This window comes from Pseudomonas sp. 5P_5.1_Bac1 (genome assembly GCF_025466015.1).
Lineage (GTDB): Bacteria > Pseudomonadota > Gammaproteobacteria > Pseudomonadales > Pseudomonadaceae > Aquipseudomonas.
On record NZ_JANLNX010000037.1, the window covers coordinates 53468 to 73183 of the forward strand.

Here is a 19716-nt window from a genome sequence, read left to right on the forward strand (position 1 = left end):
GGGTTCAGGCGTCGGTATCGGCTCGCTTGTTGCCGATGGTGACAATCTTCGGCCGGTTCCAAACTAGCGCTCAAGATAAGTTGCCTGATCGAAAGCCACCATTGAGCGAAAGCTTTCTACAACCGTCGCATGGGGTGATAAAGGGTAGGTGAAGTTACACCATTTCCGTTGTTACACTCCTTAGGTGAAGCGTTCCTATTAGGTGTAATGAAAAAATATCCATATAAATCAATTGGTTGTTAGCTTTAGATGCACCAGTTACACCGGTTACACGGACTTTAGATCCATGCTCTGCTAGTGGTCCCACGCCCTCTATCCTCTCGTACCTCCAGCGGCAGAAGCGGAGTCCTGTTCTCCGGCTCTCGATGCCGTCGGGGACCCTGGGGGCTTAGGCGGGATACGGGGCGGGGAACCCGCGAGCTTTTGTTAGCAGCTGGCCGGCCAGGTTAGTGAACTGGTACACCAGGTGAATAGGAGTGAACTGTGCATCATTTTGGACACTGGACATATCAGTCCCCAACGTGTTCGATTTCGGGCAGTCACTGTCCGGTGTCGTGTACCGGATGATGGCGTTGACCTGAGAAAGACAAGACAAGGAGAGGTAATGGAGTCTGCGCGGAACAGGGTAACAATGGAGGTCGTAGATGCTGAAGATCTGTGGCTTTTGCCAGCGGTCGATAAGTACGGCTACATCTGTCGAGGTTGTGATCTGACGGTTTACCCGGCTTCCTACCTGAAGACGAACTTGCAGCGCCCCCATTTTCGAAGCCCCCACGGCCAGGAGCACTTGGAGGGATGTGATATCGAAGGTGATGAGAAAACCGTTGCGAGTGGAAAAAAGGGCTCTGTGCGGAGCAAGCTACAGACAAGTCCCGCCTTGTCACCGGCACGGCTGGTCCTTAGAAATGAGCGACCGATTGTCGATCCCACTGCTCAGCCCTCGCCATCAGGGGCATCACGATCTGTACGGACGGGCTCCTCAGGAAACGGAGAGGCTCGCCCTCAGGGGCGCAGATCCGCGCAAAGCATTAGGCGTATCTGTCGCGCGTTCATCAATTTTCCATACGACCGGGATCTCTCGCTGGAGGTACCAGCGGTTGAGGCCACCACCTACCAGCAAGTGTTCAAAAAGCTTCGAGGGGAAGGCGTTGAGGATCTACCTTCACAAAAAATCTTCTATGGCGAGCTCAGTTGGGGCAGGGCTGAAGATGATGATGACAATCTTCTAATTACCCTATCAGCCGGGGAGTGGGGCACGGAGGCTAAAAGGTACGTCCGGCCATACAGGGTTCGCGTGTCCTGGGCAGGTTGGTCGGACGCAAAGCGTACGATCGTCACCAAAGAACTAGAGGTCGTTCGGCAAGAGGGTATAGATGCGAAGAAAAGCGGCAGCAAGGATCGGCCCTACATCTTCTTCCTCGGCCGCCAGGACGCGGAAGACCCATCGATTTTCCATGTAGATGATCATCGCTTGATCTGTGGGCTGTTGGCGACCATTACCTATCCAGCCCGCAGCTAGCAGGGGTACTTTGTAGTTTGGGGATACGGGATACGTAGCTGGGGCTTCCGTTGGTTGACCCAGTAAATAATGGGTAAAATCACTGTCATTCGATTCCTGTCTCCGCACCAGAAAAAAACCAAAGGCCTACAGCGATGTAGGCCTTTTTTGTTTCTGGAGCGGGCAGGCATGGGGCTGGCAAACGTCTGGGCAATACATTGTTGCCGAGCAGATTTGCTGCCATGCAGCGACAGTTCAGTGGATTCGCTAAAGCACAGATCCCATCACCACAAACTGATCTTCGTTCGAAGCGAAGCCTATTCAAAACCATCTCAATGGTCAGGTTTGTAATATTTTGACATGAATTCAGTCATCTCACTGAATCGCAACCCTTTTCCCGGCAAAACTACCGTTCGTCGGCTCAAGACCACGCCCCGCATCGCTTTCACCCAGCGAAACCGGCGACTAATCAGGAAGTATTAATACTAAGTGAACGTACGAATTGTCCTGCGTGGATCCAATTTTTCGGCTACAAATTCACCCCAAATGGAACCTGTATTCGCCAAGGTCAGGCTGTTCGACTCGCAGTGTGTGTATTTCCAAGGGGTTTTGTTCACGCTCCTACACGCATTTCAATGACGGATTCGCCTGATCCACGAAGGAGTCACACGTGGACAGAAGATTCGCCAAAAAAGCCTTTACCGCTCGTTTCGCTCCGCTGCCTCTGGCAATCAGCCTGGCGGCGGCCGGTGTGGTTTCCGGCCTCTTCAGTCCCGAGGTGTTGGCGGTGTGTGACACGCCGGCTCCCGGTGCCACCATCAACTGCACAGGCACCACTGTCGGGCTGACCACCGGCGTCAACGCCCTCACGGTCAACGTGCTCACTGGCGCGGTTGTCAACGCGCCGCTGCTGGGCACGGCACTGAACCTCACGGGTAACAACTCGCGGCTGACCAACTCTGGCCTGATCGACCCATCGTTGCTGGGCACCGTGTCCGGATTGACCACCGGCATAACGATGGGCAACGCGAACAACAGCATCGTGGTGGTCACCAACAACAACACCGGGATTATCCGCGGCACTTCCGGTCTGCTCGGTGCTTCGCTCGTCGGCCTCACCGGTATCGGCTTGAGCGTGCAGAACGGCGCGGCCGGTACTACCACCGTCACCAACAACGGCACCATCGAAGGGATGCCATTGGTAGGGGTATCGATCCTCGCATCGGATATTCCGTTGATCGCGCTCTGGGGCGGCTCCAAGGCGGTTTTCATCAACAATGGCACTATCACGGGCCGTGTTTCCTTCCAGGGGACCTCCACCGGCAACGTGTTCACTAACACCGGGATCCTGAGCGGCAGCCTGTCCATGGGCACCGGCGGTGGCGCCAACCGTTTCAATGCCATTACCGGGTCGCTAGTGAGCGCCGGTGGCGGGGTCGGGATAGCACTGCCGGTGCTGGGGCTGACCATCGGCTTTGCCGGCGCGGGCATCGTCGATGGCGGTACGGCCACAACCGCCAACACCCTGGCGTTGCAGAACGCTGTCGGTGGTGGCTCAGGTACCGGCGGGACAGGGACGATCAACGGCAACAATTACCTGCACTTCAACAACCTGATCGTCGACAGCGGAACCTGGGCGCTGTCCGGCCTGTTGTTCAATGGTGCCACCACACCGACCGTGCAGCTCAACGGCGGTTTGCTGAACGTCACTACCTCGGCGCTGGGCAGCGCCTCGGTGACCGCCAATGGAGGCCGGCTCGGGGCCTCGGACATCGGTGTGGTGATCGGCAACACCATCACCCTCGGCACCAACGGCCTGACGGTATCGGGCAACAACAACCTGACCCTGTCCGGTTTGCTGACCGGTAGCGGAGCGTTGAGCAAGACCGGGCTCGGCCTGCTGACCCTGAGCGGGGCCAACGACTACACCGGTGGTACCACGATGAGCCAGGGCGGCCTGGTTCTCGGCAACGTGGGTGCCCTCGGCACCCAGACGCTGACGGTCACCGGCGCCAGCAGCCTGCAGAACGCTACGACGATGAACCTGGCCAACGCCATCCTGCTCGACGGCGGGGCGCTCAGCCTGACCAACACCGTTGCGCTGACCCTCGCCGGCGCGGTCAACGGGACCGGCTCGCTGATCAAGAACGGCACCGGCGACGTGACCCTCAGCGGCGCCAACAACTTTAGCGGTGGCCTCAGCCTCAATGCCGGCAAGCTGATCCTGGCCAATGCCGGCTCCGCCGGTTCGGGCACCATCACCGCCGTCACTGGCGCGGCCCTGGACACCAGTTCCGCCCAGACCCTGACCAATCTGGTTCAGCTCAACGGCAACCTGACCCTGACCGGCAGCAACGATCTGACCCTGGGCGGGAAAATTTCCGGCTCTGGCGGCCTGATCAAGAGTGGCTCCACCAGCCTGACCCTGAGCGGCAACAACGATTTCACCGGCAACACCGCCCTCAACGGCGGCAGCCTGATCCTGCAAAGCAACACTGCACTGGGCACTGGGCAACTGAGCCTGGGCGCCAATGCCTCACTGGATGCCAGCGGACAAGCCATCACCAACGCGATCAACCTGGGCACCCGCACCCTGACCCTGACCAATGCCACCGCCACCAGCCTTGGTGGCGCGATCACCGGCACCGGCGGCGTGATCAAGAGCGGCGCAGGGGACCTGACGCTGAGCGGTGCCAACACGGGCTATTCCGGCGTCGTGCAACTGACCAACGGCAAGCTGATCATCGGCAACAACGCCGCGCTGGGTACTGGCAGCTTGCGCACGTCCGCTAACACCACCCTGGACACCGATGCCGCGCGCTCGATCAGCAACCTGGTCATCATGCTCGGTAATACGACCGTTGCCGGCAGCAACGATCTGACCCTGGGCGGCTCGATCTCTGGCGGCGGCTTCAGCCTGACCAAGAACGGCTTGGCCACGCTGACCCTCAACGGCTTCAGCACCTTCAGCGGGGGTACGGTCCTCAACGCCGGCACCTTGCGCGTCGGTTCCAGCGGCGCGCTCGGCATCGGAGCACTGACCACCGCGGCCGGCACCACCCTTGATGCCAGCACCGCAGTGACCTTGGGCAATATCGTCAACCTGGGCGGGGACCTGAGCATCGGCGGCACCGCTAACCTCGGCCTTAGCGGCACCCTCAGCGGCGCCGGTGGCTTGATCAAGAACGGCAATGCCGACCTGACGCTCAGCGGTAACAACAACTTCCTGGGCAACACTCAACTGAACGCCGGACGCCTGGTGGTCGGCAACGCCGGCGCCCTCAGCCAAGGCGCGTTGATCGCGGCCAGCGGCACCACGCTGGATGCCAGTACCGCACTGACCCTGACCAATGCCGTCACCGCGAACGGCGTGCTGAACATCGGCGGCACTTCCGATCTGAACCTGTCGGGCGTGATCGACGGAGCCGGCGGACTGGTCAAGAACGGCAGCGCCAACCTGACCCTCAGCGGGGTGAACACCTACCTGGGCGGCACTACCCTGAACGCCGGGACCCTGACCCTGGCCAGCGCGGCCGCGCTGAGCAGTGGCGATCTCACCGTTGGAGGGGGCTCGACACTGGTGGGCGTCGGTCCGCTGACGCTGGGTAACGCCATTCACCTCAACAGTTCCTTGACCACCGCGGCCAGCGGCTCCCTGACCCTCGGCGGCGTGATCGACGGCGCCGGCAGCCTGACCAAGGCCGGGACCGGCACCCTGCTGCTGACCGGCAACAACAGCTATGGCGGCGGCACCCTCCTGAGCAGCGGCACCCTGAACCTGGGCTCCAACACCGCGCTGGGCACCGGCACGCTGAGCACCGCCAACGGCACCTCGCTGGACACTACCGGCGTCCTCAGTGTCGGCAACAATCTCAGCGTCGCCGGCACACTGAATCTCCTCGGCAGCAATGCCCTGACCCTCGGCGGCGGCATCACCGGCACTGGCGGTCTGACCAAAGCCGGCAACGCCAGCCTGACCCTGAACGGCAACAACGCCTACCTGGGCAACACCAACCTCAATGCCGGCACCCTGGTGCTCGGCAGCAGTACCGCGCTGGGCTTCGGCATCCTCAATACGGCGGCGGGCACCGCGCTGGATGCCAACGCGGCCGTGTCCATCAACAATCAGGTCAACCTCGGCGGCAACCTGGCTGTCGGCGGCAGCGCCAACCTGGGCTTGAACGGCATAGTCAGCGGCGTTGGCAGGATCACCAAGGACGGCGCGGCCACCCTCACGCTCAACGGTGCCAACACCTACACCGGCGGGACCGTGCTCAATGCCGGTGTCCTCCAGGTGGGCAACGCCCAAGCGCTGGGGAGCAGCACGCTGATCGTCAGCGGCGCCTCGACCCTCGACAGCGGCACGGCGCTGAATATCGGCAACCGCCTCAGCCTCGGGACTGACCTGACCATCGGCGGCAGCAACAACCTCGGCCTGACCGGCGTGATTTCCGGCAACGGCGGCCTGATCAAGAACGGCGCGGCCGACCTGACCCTCAGCGGCGTCAACACCCACCTCGGCAACACCGTGTTGAACGCTGGCAAGCTGATCGTCAGTAATGCCGCCGCGCTGGGGCAGGGCGCCCTGATCGCGGCGGCCGGCACCACCCTGGATGCCAACACCGCCCTGGCCCTGGCCAACGCGGTCACCCTCAATGGTGCGCTGAATATCGCCGGCACGTCCGACCTGACCCTGCAAGGCGTGGTCGACGGCAGCGGCGGCCTGATCAAGAACGGCAACGCCAACCTGACCCTCAGCGGCGTCAACCTCTTCCAGGGCGGCACCACCCTGAACGCCGGCACCCTGACCGTCGGCAACGGCCTGGCCCTGGGCTCCGGCGACCTGACCATCGCTGGCGCCGCCAACCTCGCCAGCGCTGGCGCCCAGGCCATCGCCAATGCCATCCACCTGAATGCCGGCCTGACCCTGCCGGGCAGCGCCAACCTGACCCTCAACGGCGCCATCGACGGCGCCGCCGGCCTGACCAAGACCGGCACCGGCAGCCTGATCCTGAACGGCGCCAACACCTACGCCGGCGGCACCGTTCTCAGCAGCGGCAACCTGGTGCTCGGCTCCGCCACCGCGCTGGGCAGCGGCACTCTCAGCGCGACCAATGGCGGTTCGCTGGACGCCAATAAAGTCCTCAGCGTCGCCAACGCCATCGATGTCACCGGCAACCTGAATGTGCTGGGCAGCAACGACCTGACCCTCAGCGGCGACATCGCCGGCAGCGGCGGCCTGACCAAGTCCGGCGGCGCGACCCTGGTCCTGTCGGGCAACAACAGCTACCAAGGCAACACCAGCCTCAATGCCGGCATCCTCAAACTGGGCAGCAGCACCGCGCTGGGCCTGGGCACCCTGAACACCGCGGCGGGCACCACCCTGGATGCCACCACCGCGCTGGCGATCAGCAACCTGGTCAACCTGGGCGGCAACACCGCGATCGGCGGCAGCGCCGACCTCGCGCTCAACGGTGTGGTCAGCGGCACCGGTGCCCTGACCAAGCAGGGCACCGCGACCCTGAGCCTGAACGCCGCCAACACCTACACGGGCGGCACCAACCTGCTGGGCGGCACCCTGCAACTGGGCAACAGCCTGTCCCTGGGCAGTGGCGCGCTGAACGTCAACGGCGCCGGCACCCTCGACAGCAACACCGCGATCAACCTGGCCAATCAGGTCAACCTCAACGCGGCCCTGACCATCGGCGGCAGCGCCGACCAGACCCTCAGCGGCGTCATCGGCGGCAATGGCAGCCTGATCAAGGCTGGCGCGGGCAACCTGACCCTGACCGGCATCAACACCTACGCCGGCGGCACCACCCTGGCGGCGGGCACCCTGACCCTCGGCAACGCCCTGGCGCTGGGCAGCGGCGCACTGAAGCTGAACGTCAGCGGCGCGGCCAACCTGGACACCACCTCGGCATTCGCCCTGGGCAATGCCGTCACCCTGGGCGCCAACCTGACCCTGGTCGGCCACAGCGACCTGACCCTCAACGGCGTCATCGACGGCGCCGCGGGCCTGGTCAAGACCGGCGCCGGCAACCTGACCCTGAATGGCGTCAACAGCTACCTCGGCGGCACCACCCTGGCCGCCGGCACCCTGACCCTCGGCAACGCCGCGGCGCTGGGCAGCGGCGCGTTGAACGTGACGGGCGCGGCGACCCTGGACAACAGCGCGGCGTTCGCCTTGGGCAACGCCCTCGTCCTGGGCGCGGACCTGACCCTGGCCGGCAACAACAACCTGAACCTCGGCGGTGTCATCAGCGGCACCGGCGGGCTGGTCAAGACCGGCCTGGCCGACGTGACCCTGAGCGGCGCCAACACCTTCAGCGGCGCGCTGAACATCCTTTCCGGCAGCCTGACCACGGTCGGCACCGGGGCGCTCGGCAACCCTCGCTGGTCAATGTCGGCGCCGGCGCCAGCCTCAACCTGGGCGCCAGCGGCAGCGTCGGCACCCTTGGCGGCAGTGGCGCGATCAACCTCGGCAGCGGCGCCAACCTGAGTGTCGGCACCGGCGATCTCAGCGGTGTCTTCAATGGCGCGCTGAACGGCAATGGCGGTCTGATCAAGGTCGGCAACGGCAGCCTGGAGCTGGCGGGCGTCAACGTCTACACCGGCAACACCCAGGTCAACGGCGGCGTGCTGAACGTCAGCGGTTCGCTGGCCAGCGGCCTCGTGCAGGTCAACAGCGGCGGCACCCTGACCGGCAGCGGTTCGCTGGCCGGCGCGGTCACCGTGGCCGATGGCGGTCACCTGGCCGCCAACAGCGGCGCCAACCTGAGCCTCGGCTCGCTGGTGCTGAGCGGCAACTCCAACCTCGATATCGGCCTCGGTTCGCCATCCACCGGCGGCAGCCCGCTGATTACCGTGGGCGGCAACCTGACCCTCGACGGCAACCTCAACGTCAGCGACATCGGCGGCTTCGGCGCCGGTATCTATCAGGTCATCAACTACACCGGCACGCTCACCGACAACGGCCTCGTCCTCGGCAGCCTGCCGAGCGGCGTGCTGCCAGGCGACCTCGAAGTGCAACTGGCGATCGCCAACCAGGTCAACCTGCTGGTGGGCGGCGCCAACGGCAGCGTGCTGTTCTGGGACGGCACCGGCCTGGTCGGCGACGGCACCATCCAGGGCGGCAACGGCGTGTGGGATGCGCTCACCACCAACTGGACCACCGTCAACGGCACCGGCAACCGTGACTGGAGCAGCAACTTCGCGGTGTTCCAGGGCGCGGCGGGCACGGTCGCGGTCAATGGCACCCAGACCGTCACCGGTCTGCAGTTCGTCACCGATGGCTACGTACTCAACAGCGGCGTGGCGGGCCAGTTGAACCTGGTCAACAACGGCAGCGGCACGGCTACCGTGCGCGTCGATCCGGGCCGCACCGCGACCCTGAACCTCGGCCTCACCGGCAGCGGCCTGCTGAACAAGGCCGACAGCGGCACCCTGGTGCTCAACGGCAACAACAGCTACACCGGCGGCACCCGGCTCAGCGGCGGCACCCTGGTGGTGGGCAACAACTTCGCGCTGGGCAGCGGCCTGCTGACCACCGCCAACAACACCACGCTGGACAGCAACACCGCGGTCACCCTCGGCAACAACCTGAGCCTCGCGGGTGTGCTGAACATCGCCGGCAGCAACCCGCTGACCCTCGCCGGTGCCGTCAATGGCAGCGGCAGCCTGGTCAAGAACGGCGCCGGCAGCCTGACCCTCAATGGCGCCAACGGCTATGTTGGCGGCACCACTCTGAATGCCGGCAGCCTGGTGCTGGGCAACAACCTCGCCCTGGGTAGCGGCACGCTGCACGTTGCCGGCGCCGGCACGCTGGACAACAGCGCCGCGCTGACCCTGGCCAACCTGATCGACCTGGGTGCAACCCTGACCCTGGTCGGCAGCAACGACCTGACCCTCAACGGCGGCGCCAGCGGCGCGGGCGGACTGATCAAGAACGGCGCGGGCACGCTGACCCTGAACGGAGTCAACGCCTATACCGGCGGTACTACCCTGGCCGCTGGCGGCCTGGTCCTCGGCAACGGTGGCGCATTGGGCGCTGGCGCTCTGAATGTCACCGGCGCGTCGACCCTGAGCAGCGGCAGTGCGCTGGCGCTGGCCAATACCGTCAACCTCGGCGCCGACCTGACGCTGCCGGGCAGCGCCAACCTGACCCTCAACGGCGTGGTCAACGGCACCGGCGGCCTGAACAAGACCGGCACCGGGACGTTGGTGTTGAACAACAGCAACGCCTATCAGGGCAACACCACGCTCGCGGGCGGCACCCTGGTGGTCGGCAGCAACGGCGCCCTGGGCAGCGGCCAACTCACCGCGAGTGCCGGCACCACCCTCGACAGCAACAGCGCCGTAACCCTGGTGAACAACCTCAACGTTCTCGGCGGCCTGAACATCGGCGGTAGCAACAACCTGACCCTGACCGGTCTTATCAACGGTGCTGGCGGCCTGATCAAGGATGGCGCCGGCGTCCTGACCCTGACCGGCAACAACGGCAACCTCGGCGATACCGCGCTCAACGCCGGCACCCTGGTGCTGGGCAGCGACACTGCGCTGGGCCTGGGTGCCCTGAATGCAGCCGCGGGCACCACCCTCGGCAACACCGGCGCCACGGTGCTGGGTAATGCAATCAATGTCGCCGGCAACCTGAACCTGAGCGGCACCGCCGACCTGACCCTCAACGGCGTCGTCAACGGTGCCGGCGGCCTGACCAAGAACGGCAGCGCCAACCTGACCCTCAACGGTGTCAACGGCTACCTGGGCAACACCACCCTCAACGCCGGCACCCTGACCCTGGGCAACGACCTTGCCCTCGGCCTCGGCGCCCTGAACGTTGGCGGCGCAGCGACCCTGGCGACCGCCACCGCCGCGATCCTCGCCAACGCCGTCAACCTCGGCGCCAACCTGACCCTCAACGGCGGCAATGACATCACCCTCAACGGGGTAGTGGGCGGCAGTGGCGCGCTGGTGAAAACCGGCGCTGGCGTTCTCACCCTCAATGGCGCCAACACCTACGGCGGTGGCACCACCCTGGCCGCCGGTACGCTGGTGCTGGGCAACAACACCGCGCTGGGCAACGGCGCGCTGAATGTCACCGGCGCATCGACCCTGGACAGCAACGCCGCGGTAGCCCTCGGCAACGCCGTCAACCTGGGCGCAAACCTGACGGTCGCCGGCAGCAACGACCTGAGCCTGGGCGGCAACGTCAACGGCGCGGGCGCGCTGATCAAGAACGGCGCCGGCACCCTGACCTTGTCGGGCAACAACGGCTACCTGGGCGGCACCCAATTGAACGCCGGCACCCTGGCGCTCGGTTCCGCCACTGCCCTGGGCAGCGGCAAGCTGACCGCCGCCGGCGGCACGCTGGACAACACCACCGCCCTGACCCTGGGCAATGCGCTGACCGTCACCGGCAACCTGACCCTGGCGGGCGTGCAGAACCTGGTGCTCGGCGGTGTGATCGACGGCGCCGGCAGCCTGACCAAAAACGGCACGGCCGACCTGACCCTGAGCAACACCAACACCTACACCGGTGGGACAACCCTCAACGGCGGCAAGCTGATCCTCGCCAGCAACGGTGCGCTGGGCACCGGCGACCTGACCGCGAACAACAACGTCGCGCTGGACAACAGCATCGCCCTGGCGCTGGCCAACAACGTGCACCTGCTGGGCGCGCTGGGCATCGGCGGCAGCGCCGACCTGACCCTCAACGGCACGGTCGATGGCGCGGGTCAATTGACCAAGAACGGCGCGGGCGTCCTGACCCTCAACGGCAACAACAGCTATGGCGGCGGCACCGTGCTCAACGCCGGTGGCCTGGTGGTTGGCCAGAATGGCGCGCTGGGCACTGGCGCCCTGCAGGTCAACGGCCCTTCGACCCTCAGCAGCGGCAACAGCGCCGTAGTGCTGGGCAACAACGTGGCCCTCAACGCCAGCCTTGCCATCAACGGCGCCAACGATCTGGGCCTGAGCGGCGTGATCAGCGGTGGTGGGGAACTGGTGAAGTCTGGCACCGGCACCCTGGCCTTGACGGGCGCTAACAGCGGCTGGACCGGCGGTACCGTCCTCAACGGCGGCACCCTGTCGATCAACAATAGCGCCGCGTTGGGCACCGGCACCCTGACCACCAACGGCACTGCAACGCTGCTTGTCAGCCAAGCGCTGGCCCAGGCCCTGAGCAATGCCATCGTGGTCAACGGCGACCTGACCCTGAACACCGCTGACGCGCTGACCTATGCCGGTCAACTGAACGGCAATGGCAATCTGACCAAAGATGGCGCCGGCGAGTTGATCCTGCTCCCCAGCGCCAGTCCCTTCAGCGGTACCTGGAACGTCGCTGCCGGTACGCTCACCTCGTTTGGCGCCGGCGCGATTGGCAGTCCGAGCCTGATCAACCTCGGCGCCAGCACCACGTTGAACATCAGCGGCAATACCAGCATCGGTGCGCTGGCCGGTAGCGGCACCACCAACATCGGTGCCGGCAGCATCCTCTCCGTGGGCGGCAACAACGGCGACAGCGTATTCGCAGGTGCCTTCGCCGGTAACGGTGCACTGAACAAGGTCGGTGCCGGTGTGCTGGAACTGAGCGGGACCAGCATCCTGAACGGCAGCAGCACGGTCAACGCCGGCACCCTGAAGGTCACCGGTGCCCTGAACGTTGGCAGCCTCACCGTCAACTCTGGCGCGACCCTGACCGGTTCCGGTTCGCTCGGCGGCCTGGTCAGCGTTGCCAACAACGGCAATCTGTCCGGCACCAGCGGCAACACCCTGAGCTTCGGCTCGCTGATACTTGCGCCAAACAGCCAAGTCAATGTCGCCCTGGGCTCGCCGGTCACCGGCAACGTCCCGCTGTTCAGCGTCGCGAGTACCCTGACCCTGGATGGCCTGCTCAACATCACCGACGCCGGTGGCTTCGGTAACGGTGTCTACCGCCTGTTCGAATACGGCGGCGCGCTGGTGAACAACACCCTCTCGTTCGGCAGTCTGCCGGGCGCTGTAACCGCCGGTTCTTTGCAGCTTCAGACGGGCAACGGCCAGGTCAACCTGGCGGTGAACTCGCCAGATCTGATCCTCCAGTTCTGGGACGGCGCCGGGACGGTACCCAACGGCACCATCGAAGGCGGCAGTGGGGTGTGGGACAGCACCACCACCAACTGGACCCTTTTCGACGGTGCGACCAACGAGAATTGGCTCAGCAAGTTCGCGGTCTTCCAGGGCGCGGCCGGTGTGGTCAGCGTCAATGGCACGCAGACCGTGGATGGCCTGCAATTCATGACCGATGGCTACATCGTGGTCGACGGTAACGCGGGCGCGTTGAATGTGGTCAACCGCAACGGTGGCCTGTTCGCCGTGCGCGTCGACCCGGGCGTAACCGCAACCCTGGAGCTGGATGTCAACGGCACCGGCACCCTGAACAAGCTGGACAACGGCACCCTGGTACTCAATGGCAACAACGGTTACACCGGCGGCACCCTGCTCAGCGGCGGCACCCTCGTAGTGGGCAGTAACAGCGCCCTGGGCACCGGTAACCTGAGCACCGCCGCCGGCACCACGCTGGACAGCAACAAGGCGGTGACCCTGGCCAACAACATCGGCGTCACCGGCCAGTTGAACCTTGCCGGCAGCAACGCCCTGACCCTCAACGGCGTGGTCAGCGGCACCGGCAGCCTGGTCAAGAACGGTTCAGGCCGGCTGACCCTCGGCGGCACCAACACCTTCGCTGGCCCGCTGGCGCTGAATGCCGGCTCCCTGGTGCTGGCGTCCGATGGCGCGCTGGGCGCCGGAGCGCTGAACACGGCCAGCGGCACGCAACTGGACGTCAGTTCGGCAAGGACCGTGGCCAATACCGTCAACCTCGTCGGCAGCCTGACGCTGCTCGGCAGCAACGACCTGACCCTCAATGGCCTGGTCAACGGTTCTGGCAGCCTGCTCAAGCAAGGCAACAAGACCCTGGCCCTCAATGGCGTCAACGGCTTCACCGGCGGGCTCAACCTGCAGGCCGGCAAGCTGCTGCTCGGCAACGCCGGCGCGCTGGGCAGCGGCACCCTGACGGTGAGCGGTGTGTCGTCGCTGGATACCAGCAGCGGCATGTCCCTGGCCAACAATGCACAGCTCTTCGCCGCGCTGACCCTGGACGGTAGCAACGACCTGACCCTCAACGGCGTGATCGACGGCTCCGACCGCCTGGTCAAGAACGGCTCGGGCCGCCTGACACTCAACGGCGCCAACACCTTCGCCGGCGGTGTCACCCTCAATGGCGGCAACCTGACCCTGGGCAATGCCGGGGCACTGGGCAGCGGCGCGCTGAACGTCACCGGCATCTCGCAACTGGACACCAGCAGCGCGCTGACCGTGGCCAACAACATCAACGTCGGCGGCACCCTGACGGTGGCCGGCAACAACGACCTGACCCTGAGCGGTGTCATCAGCGGCAACGGCACCCTGAACAAGGCCGGGCTTAACAACCTGACCCTGAGCGGCACCAACACCTTCGCCGGGATCCTCAACATCCTCTCGGGGCGCCTGACCGCCACCAGCGGTTCGCTGGGCAACCCGTCGCAGATCAACCTCAGCAGCGGCGCCGACCTCAACCTCGCCGGCAGCCTGAGCCTGGGCGATCTGGATGGCGCGGGCACCGTCGACATCAACAGCGGCACCACGCTGTCGGTGGGCAGCGGCGCCTTCGCCGGCAACCTGACCGGCACCGGCAACCTCGACAAGAACGGCACTGGCACCCTGACCCTGAGCGGCACCAACACCCACAGCGGCGCTACCACCATCAGCGGCGGCAACCTGATGGTCAACGGCAGCCTTGCCAGCAACACGGTCACCGTCAACAACGGCACCAGCCTCGGCGGCTCCGGCGACCTCGCCGGTACTGTCACCGTGGCCAACGGCGGCAACCTGGTGCTCAACGGCGGCGATACCCTCAACGTCGGCTCGCTGGTGCTGAACGACACCTCCAACCTCAACGCCAGCCTCGGCGCGGCGCTGGCGGGCCAGCCTTCGCTGGTGGACATCGCTGGCGACCTGACCCTGGACGGCAAGCTCAACGTCACCGATGCCGGTGGCTTCGGCGCCGGTGTCTACCGCCTCATGAGCTACGGCGGCACCCTGACCGACAACGGCCTGGACCTGAACACCCTGCCGGGCACCGTGCAAGCCGGCAATGCGCTGCTGCAGACCGCGGTCAACAACCAGGTCAACCTGGTGGTGGGCGGCACTGACAGCGTGCTGTTCTGGGACGGCGGCCAGATCGTCGGCAACGGCACAGTGGATGGTGGCTACGGCGTCTGGGATGTTTCCAACAGCAACTGGACCGATGCCAACGGCACCGTCAACCGGGCCTGGAACGACACCTTCGCGGTATTCCAGGGCACCGCGGGCACGATCACCGTCAATGGCTCGCAGAGCATCGGTGGCCTGCAATTCGCCAGCGACGGCTATGTGCTCAACGGCGGTATCGGCGGCGAACTGCTGACCAGCGGCACCACCAACGTACGGGTCGACGCAGGCAACACCGCGACCCTCGGCGTGGCAGTCAATGGCAGCGGCACCCTGACCAAGCTCGACAGCGGCACCCTGGTGCTCAATGGCGCCAACGGCTACACCGGCGGCACTGCGCTGAACGGCGGCACCCTGGTGGTGGGCAACAACGCGGCCCTGAGCAGCGGTGACCTGACTGCCGCCGCCGGTACCACCCTGGACAGCAACACCGCGGTGACCCTGGCCAACAACGCCATCCTCAACGGCGCACTGGCCATCGGCGGCAGCAACGCCCTGACCCTCAACGGTGTGGTCAGCGGCGCCGGCAGCCTGGTCAAGAACGGCAACGCCAACCTGACCCTCAACGGCATCAACACCTACGGCGGCGGCACCACGCTCAACGCTGGCACCCTGACCCTGGGCAACAACGGCGCGCTGAGCACCGGCAACCTCAGCGTCACCGGCGCCTCGACCCTCGACAGCACCGGTGCGCTGCAACTGGGCAACGCCATCAACCTCGGTGCCCAACTGACCCTGGCCGGCGTGCAGAACACCACCCTGAGCGGCGCCATCAGCGGCACCGGCAGCCTGGTCAAAAACGGCAGCGGTTCGCTGGTGCTGAGCGGCGCCAACACCTACAGCGGCGGCACCACGATCAACGCTGGCAGCGTCAGCGGTGATACCACCAGCCTGCAGGGCGCGATCGCCAACAACGCGGCACTGACCTTCGAGCAGAACGCCAACGGCAGCTACACCGGCAACCTTACCGGCACCGGCAGCCTGACCAAAAACGGCACCGGCCAACTGTTGCTCACCGGCAACAGTGGCTTCACCGGCAACACCACGGTCAACGCCGGCAGCCTGGTCAACAACGGCACCCTGGCCAGCGCCAACGTGCAGGTCGCCAGCGGCGCCAGCGTCGGCGGCAGTGGCACCTACAGCGGCACCGTCAGCCTCGCCGACGGCGCCACGCTGAACGCTGGCACCGCCACCGCGCCGCTGTCGGTGGGCAACCTCAACCTGTCGTCGGGCAGCAACCTCAACTTCGACCTCGGCGCGCCGGGCAGCTCCACCACCGTGGTCAAGGTGGCGGGCAACCTGGTGCTGGACGGCACCCTGAACATCACCAATGCCGGCAGCTTCGGCACCGGTGTCTACCAACTGTTCACCTACGCCAGCCTGACCGACAACGGCCTGGTGTTCGGCTCGCTGCCGGGCACCACGCTGCCGGGCGACCTGACCCTGCAGACCTCCATCGCCAACCAGCTCAACCTGCTGGTCGGTGCCGACGACCTGCAGTTCTGGAACGGCGGCAAGACCAACCCCGATGGCACCGTCACCGGCGGCAGCGGCACCTGGGATTCGAGCACCAACTGGACCAACGCCAACGGCAGCAGCAACGCCGGCTGGGGCAGCCAGTTCGCGGTGTTTGGCGGCGCCAGCGGCACCGTCACCGTGGTCGGCCAGCAGTCGTTCAACGGCATGCAGTTCCTCACCGATGGCTACCAGGTGGTCCCCGGCAGCGGCGGTGCGCTCGCACCGGTCAATGCGCCTGACGGCAGCCTGGCCGCGATCCGCGTCAACGCCGGCGCCACCACCACCCTCTCGGCGCCGCTGGTCGGCACCGGCGGCATCGAGAAAACCGATGCCGGCACCCTGGTCCTGACCGGTGCCAACACCTACAGCGGCGGCACCACCGTCAGCGGCGGCACCCTGATGGGCGACACCACCAGCCTGCAGGGCGGCATCCTCAACAACGCCACCCTGGTGTTCCAGCAGAACGGGACCGGTCAGTTCAACGGCACCCTCAGCGGCACCGGCACCACCATCAAGCAAGGCGCCGGCGACCTGCTGCTGGTCGGCAACCAGCCGACCAACGGCGCCTTCGACGTCAACCAGGGCACGCTGACCGTCGGCAACGCGGCCAACCCGGGGACCGTGCTCGGTGCCCAGGTTACCGTCGCCAACGGCGCCACCCTGACCGGTACTGGCAGCGTCGGTTCGCTGGTCAACCACGGCACCGTGGCGACTGGCGCCGGCGGCAACAACCTGAGCGTGGCGGGCAACTTCACCAACGCCAGCGACGGCACCCTGGCCATCACCATCACGCCGACCGTGGCCAACTACCTCAATGTCGGCGGCACCGCCAACCTGGGCGGCAGCCTGCAAGTGCTGGGGCTGGGCGACTACACCGGCGACGCCACCTACACCCTGGTCTCGGCCACCGGTGGCGTGAACGGCACCTTCGCCAGCAACAACCTGACGAACCTGCTGTTCCTCAGCTCGGCGCTCAACTACGGCGCCAACAACGTCACCCTGTCGGTGGCGCGCAATGGCGTGGCCTTCGCCGATGTCGCCGAAACCAGCAACCAGCGTGCCGTGGCCGCTGCCCTGGACAGCGCGGCGGCCCCGGCCAGCTTGCGCAGCACCCTCATCAGCGGCGATCGCGCGACGGCGGTGAAGGCCTTCGACAGCCTGTCCGGCGAAATCCACGCCAGCACCGCCAGCGTGCTGATCGAGGACTCGCGCTACATCCGCGACGCGGTCAACGACCGTATGCGCCAGGCCAGTTGCAGCGACGAGCAAGACCCGCGCCGCGCACTGGCGCCGAGCGGCAACCAGCAGACCACCGGCCAAGGCTGCAATGGCGACGGCGTCGGCTGGATCCGTGCCGTCGGCGGCTGGGGTGACTTCGAGGGCGGCCATAACGCGGCCGACATCGACCGTGACCTGTCCGGTTTCCTGATCGGCTTCGACAACAGCCTCAACGACGAATGGCGCCTGGGTATCGCCGCCGGCTACACCAACAGCAGCATCAACGCCAAAGGCAAAGGGCAGGACGCCTCGGTGGACAGCTACCACCTGACCACCTACCTGAGCTACCAGATGGACGCCTTCGCCGCACGTCTCGGCGCCGGTTACACCTGGCACGACATCGACAGCAAGCGCTACGTCGAAGCGGGCAGCTACAACGACCGCCTCAAAGCCAGCTACAAGGCACGCAGCGCCCAGGTGTTCGGTGAAGTGGCGTACACCATCGACGCCGGTGGCGTGGCGCTGGAACCGTTCGCCGGTCTGGCTTACGTCAACTACGACAGCGACAAGGCCCATGAAAAAGGCGGAGTCGGGCGTCTGGAAGCCAGTGCCGATCAGGACGTGACCTTCTCCACTGTCGGCCTGCGGGTTGGCAAGGCGTTCGCCCTGGACAACGGCAGCACCCTGACGCCACGCGGCAGCATCGGCTGGCGGCATGCCTTCGGCGATACCAAGCCGGATGCGGACCTGCGCTTCATCGAAGGCGGTGCCGGCTTCAGCAGCGAGGGCGTTCCGATTGCACGGGATGCCGCGGTGGTCGAAGCGGGCGTGGACCTGAGTGTTGGCCAGGCGGGCAAGCTGGGCCTGGGGTACTCGGGCCAACTGTCCAGCGAGAACCGCGACCATGCGGTGACCGTGAGCTTCAGCCTGGGCTTCTGATGTAAATCGCGAGCAAGCTCGCTCCTACAGAGGACTGAGATCCCTGTAGGAGCGAGCTTGCTCGCGATGCCGCCAAACGGCCCCATTTGCGGTATTGTCCGGCTCTCAATTTGTTCATCCAGGGTCGCCGCATGGCGCGTTTCTACCTTTCCGTCAGCCTTCTGTTCTACCTCCTGGCCCTCTGCTTCGATGCCGTGCACCTCGCCGGCGGCGGCGCCATGCCCGCCTTGCAGATGCTGCTTCAAGGACCTTGGGGCATTGTCTTCGGTCTGTTCGGCTGGTTCGCCAATCCGCTGTTCGGCCTGGCCCTGTTGGTGCGCCGGCGCTGGCGCTGGTTCTCGCTGCTGCTCGGCCTCTGGTCGTTGTACCTGGCCCTCGCCAGCCACGGCATCGAGCGCTTGCCGGATAACCACAGCTACAGCTTCCACGACGTCAGCGGTTTCGCCGCCGGTTACTACCTCTGGGTGATCGCCCTCGGCGCGTTCTGCGCCGGCCAGGCCTGGTGGTGCAGCCGTGGGCGGGCAAGCGAAGTGCCGCGCTGGAGCCTGGCGGACGGCGGACTCGCGCTGCTGCTGTTGGTGGTGGTGATCATCGGCCTGCGCGATGAAAACCTGCGCTTCGACCTCGACAAGCTGTTCGACATGCCGCCGTCCTCATGGGACATCCAGACCCCGCGCCGCAACGAGTCGATCTGACATGCTCAGTGAACAGGACGTCATCGAAATCGCCCTGCAAAACCCGGTCAACGCCCGCTTGCTGACCGTGCTCGACGACCTCGACCTGCCGCAGTGCATGCTGGTGGCCGGTTGTCTGTTCCAGGCGCTGTGGAACGAGCGGTCCGGCCGCCCGCTGGACTGGGGGGTGAAGGACTACGACGTGGCATACTTCGACGAGAACCTGTCCTGGGACGCCGAAGACCGGGTGATCCAGCGCGTGCGTGAGGCCTGCGGGGAACTGGCGGACAAGGTCGAAGTGCGCAACCAGGCGCGAGTGCATCTCTGGTACGAGGCGCGGTTTGGCGTGCCCTATGCGCCGTTGCTCAAGACCACGGATGGCATCGACCGTTACCTGGTGACGTCCACCTGCATCGGCCTGGATGTGCGCAGCCGGACGCTGTACAGCAGCCATGGGCTGGACGATCTGCGCGAGGGCGTGTTGCGCAGCAATCCGTTGAATCATCAGCCGGAGATGTTTCTGCGCAAGGCTCGCAGTTATCAGGAGCGCTGGAACTGGCTGACCATTGCGGGCTGAAT

Annotated in this window: 5 protein-coding genes; all 5 read left to right on the plus strand. The window is 65.6% G+C overall.

The genetic code is table 11. The annotated features are described in order from the left end of the window. Positions 1-631 precede the first annotated feature (631 nt). The 5 genes from NTD82_RS06465 to NTD82_RS06485 all read left to right on the plus strand — a co-directional run bounded on the left by NTD82_RS06465 (position 632) and on the right by NTD82_RS06485 (position 19714). Positions 632-1519: a hypothetical protein gene (locus NTD82_RS06465; protein WP_262128118.1), complete on the plus strand. Its 888-nt coding sequence runs from the start codon at positions 632-634 to the stop codon at positions 1517-1519. 649 nt (positions 1520-2168) lie between these two features. Then, entirely contained in the window at positions 2169-8000 is a 5832-nt protein-coding gene (locus tag NTD82_RS06470; protein WP_262128119.1) for a beta strand repeat-containing protein, read from the plus strand. Positions 8001-8137: 137 nt separating this feature from the next. Further along, positions 8138-18463 (plus strand): autotransporter-associated beta strand repeat-containing protein, encoded by a 10326-nt coding sequence (locus NTD82_RS06475; RefSeq protein ID WP_262128120.1) that lies wholly within the window; start codon positions 8138-8140, stop codon positions 18461-18463. Positions 18464-18594: 131 nt separating this feature from the next. After that, positions 18595-19158, plus strand: coding sequence for a hypothetical protein (locus tag NTD82_RS06480; RefSeq protein ID WP_262128121.1), 564 nt, complete (start codon positions 18595-18597; stop codon positions 19156-19158). Position 19159: 1 nt separating this feature from the next. Then, on the plus strand, positions 19160-19714 hold the full coding sequence (locus NTD82_RS06485; protein WP_262128122.1) for a nucleotidyltransferase family protein: 555 nt from the start codon (positions 19160-19162) through the stop codon (positions 19712-19714). Positions 19715-19716 lie beyond the last annotated feature (2 nt).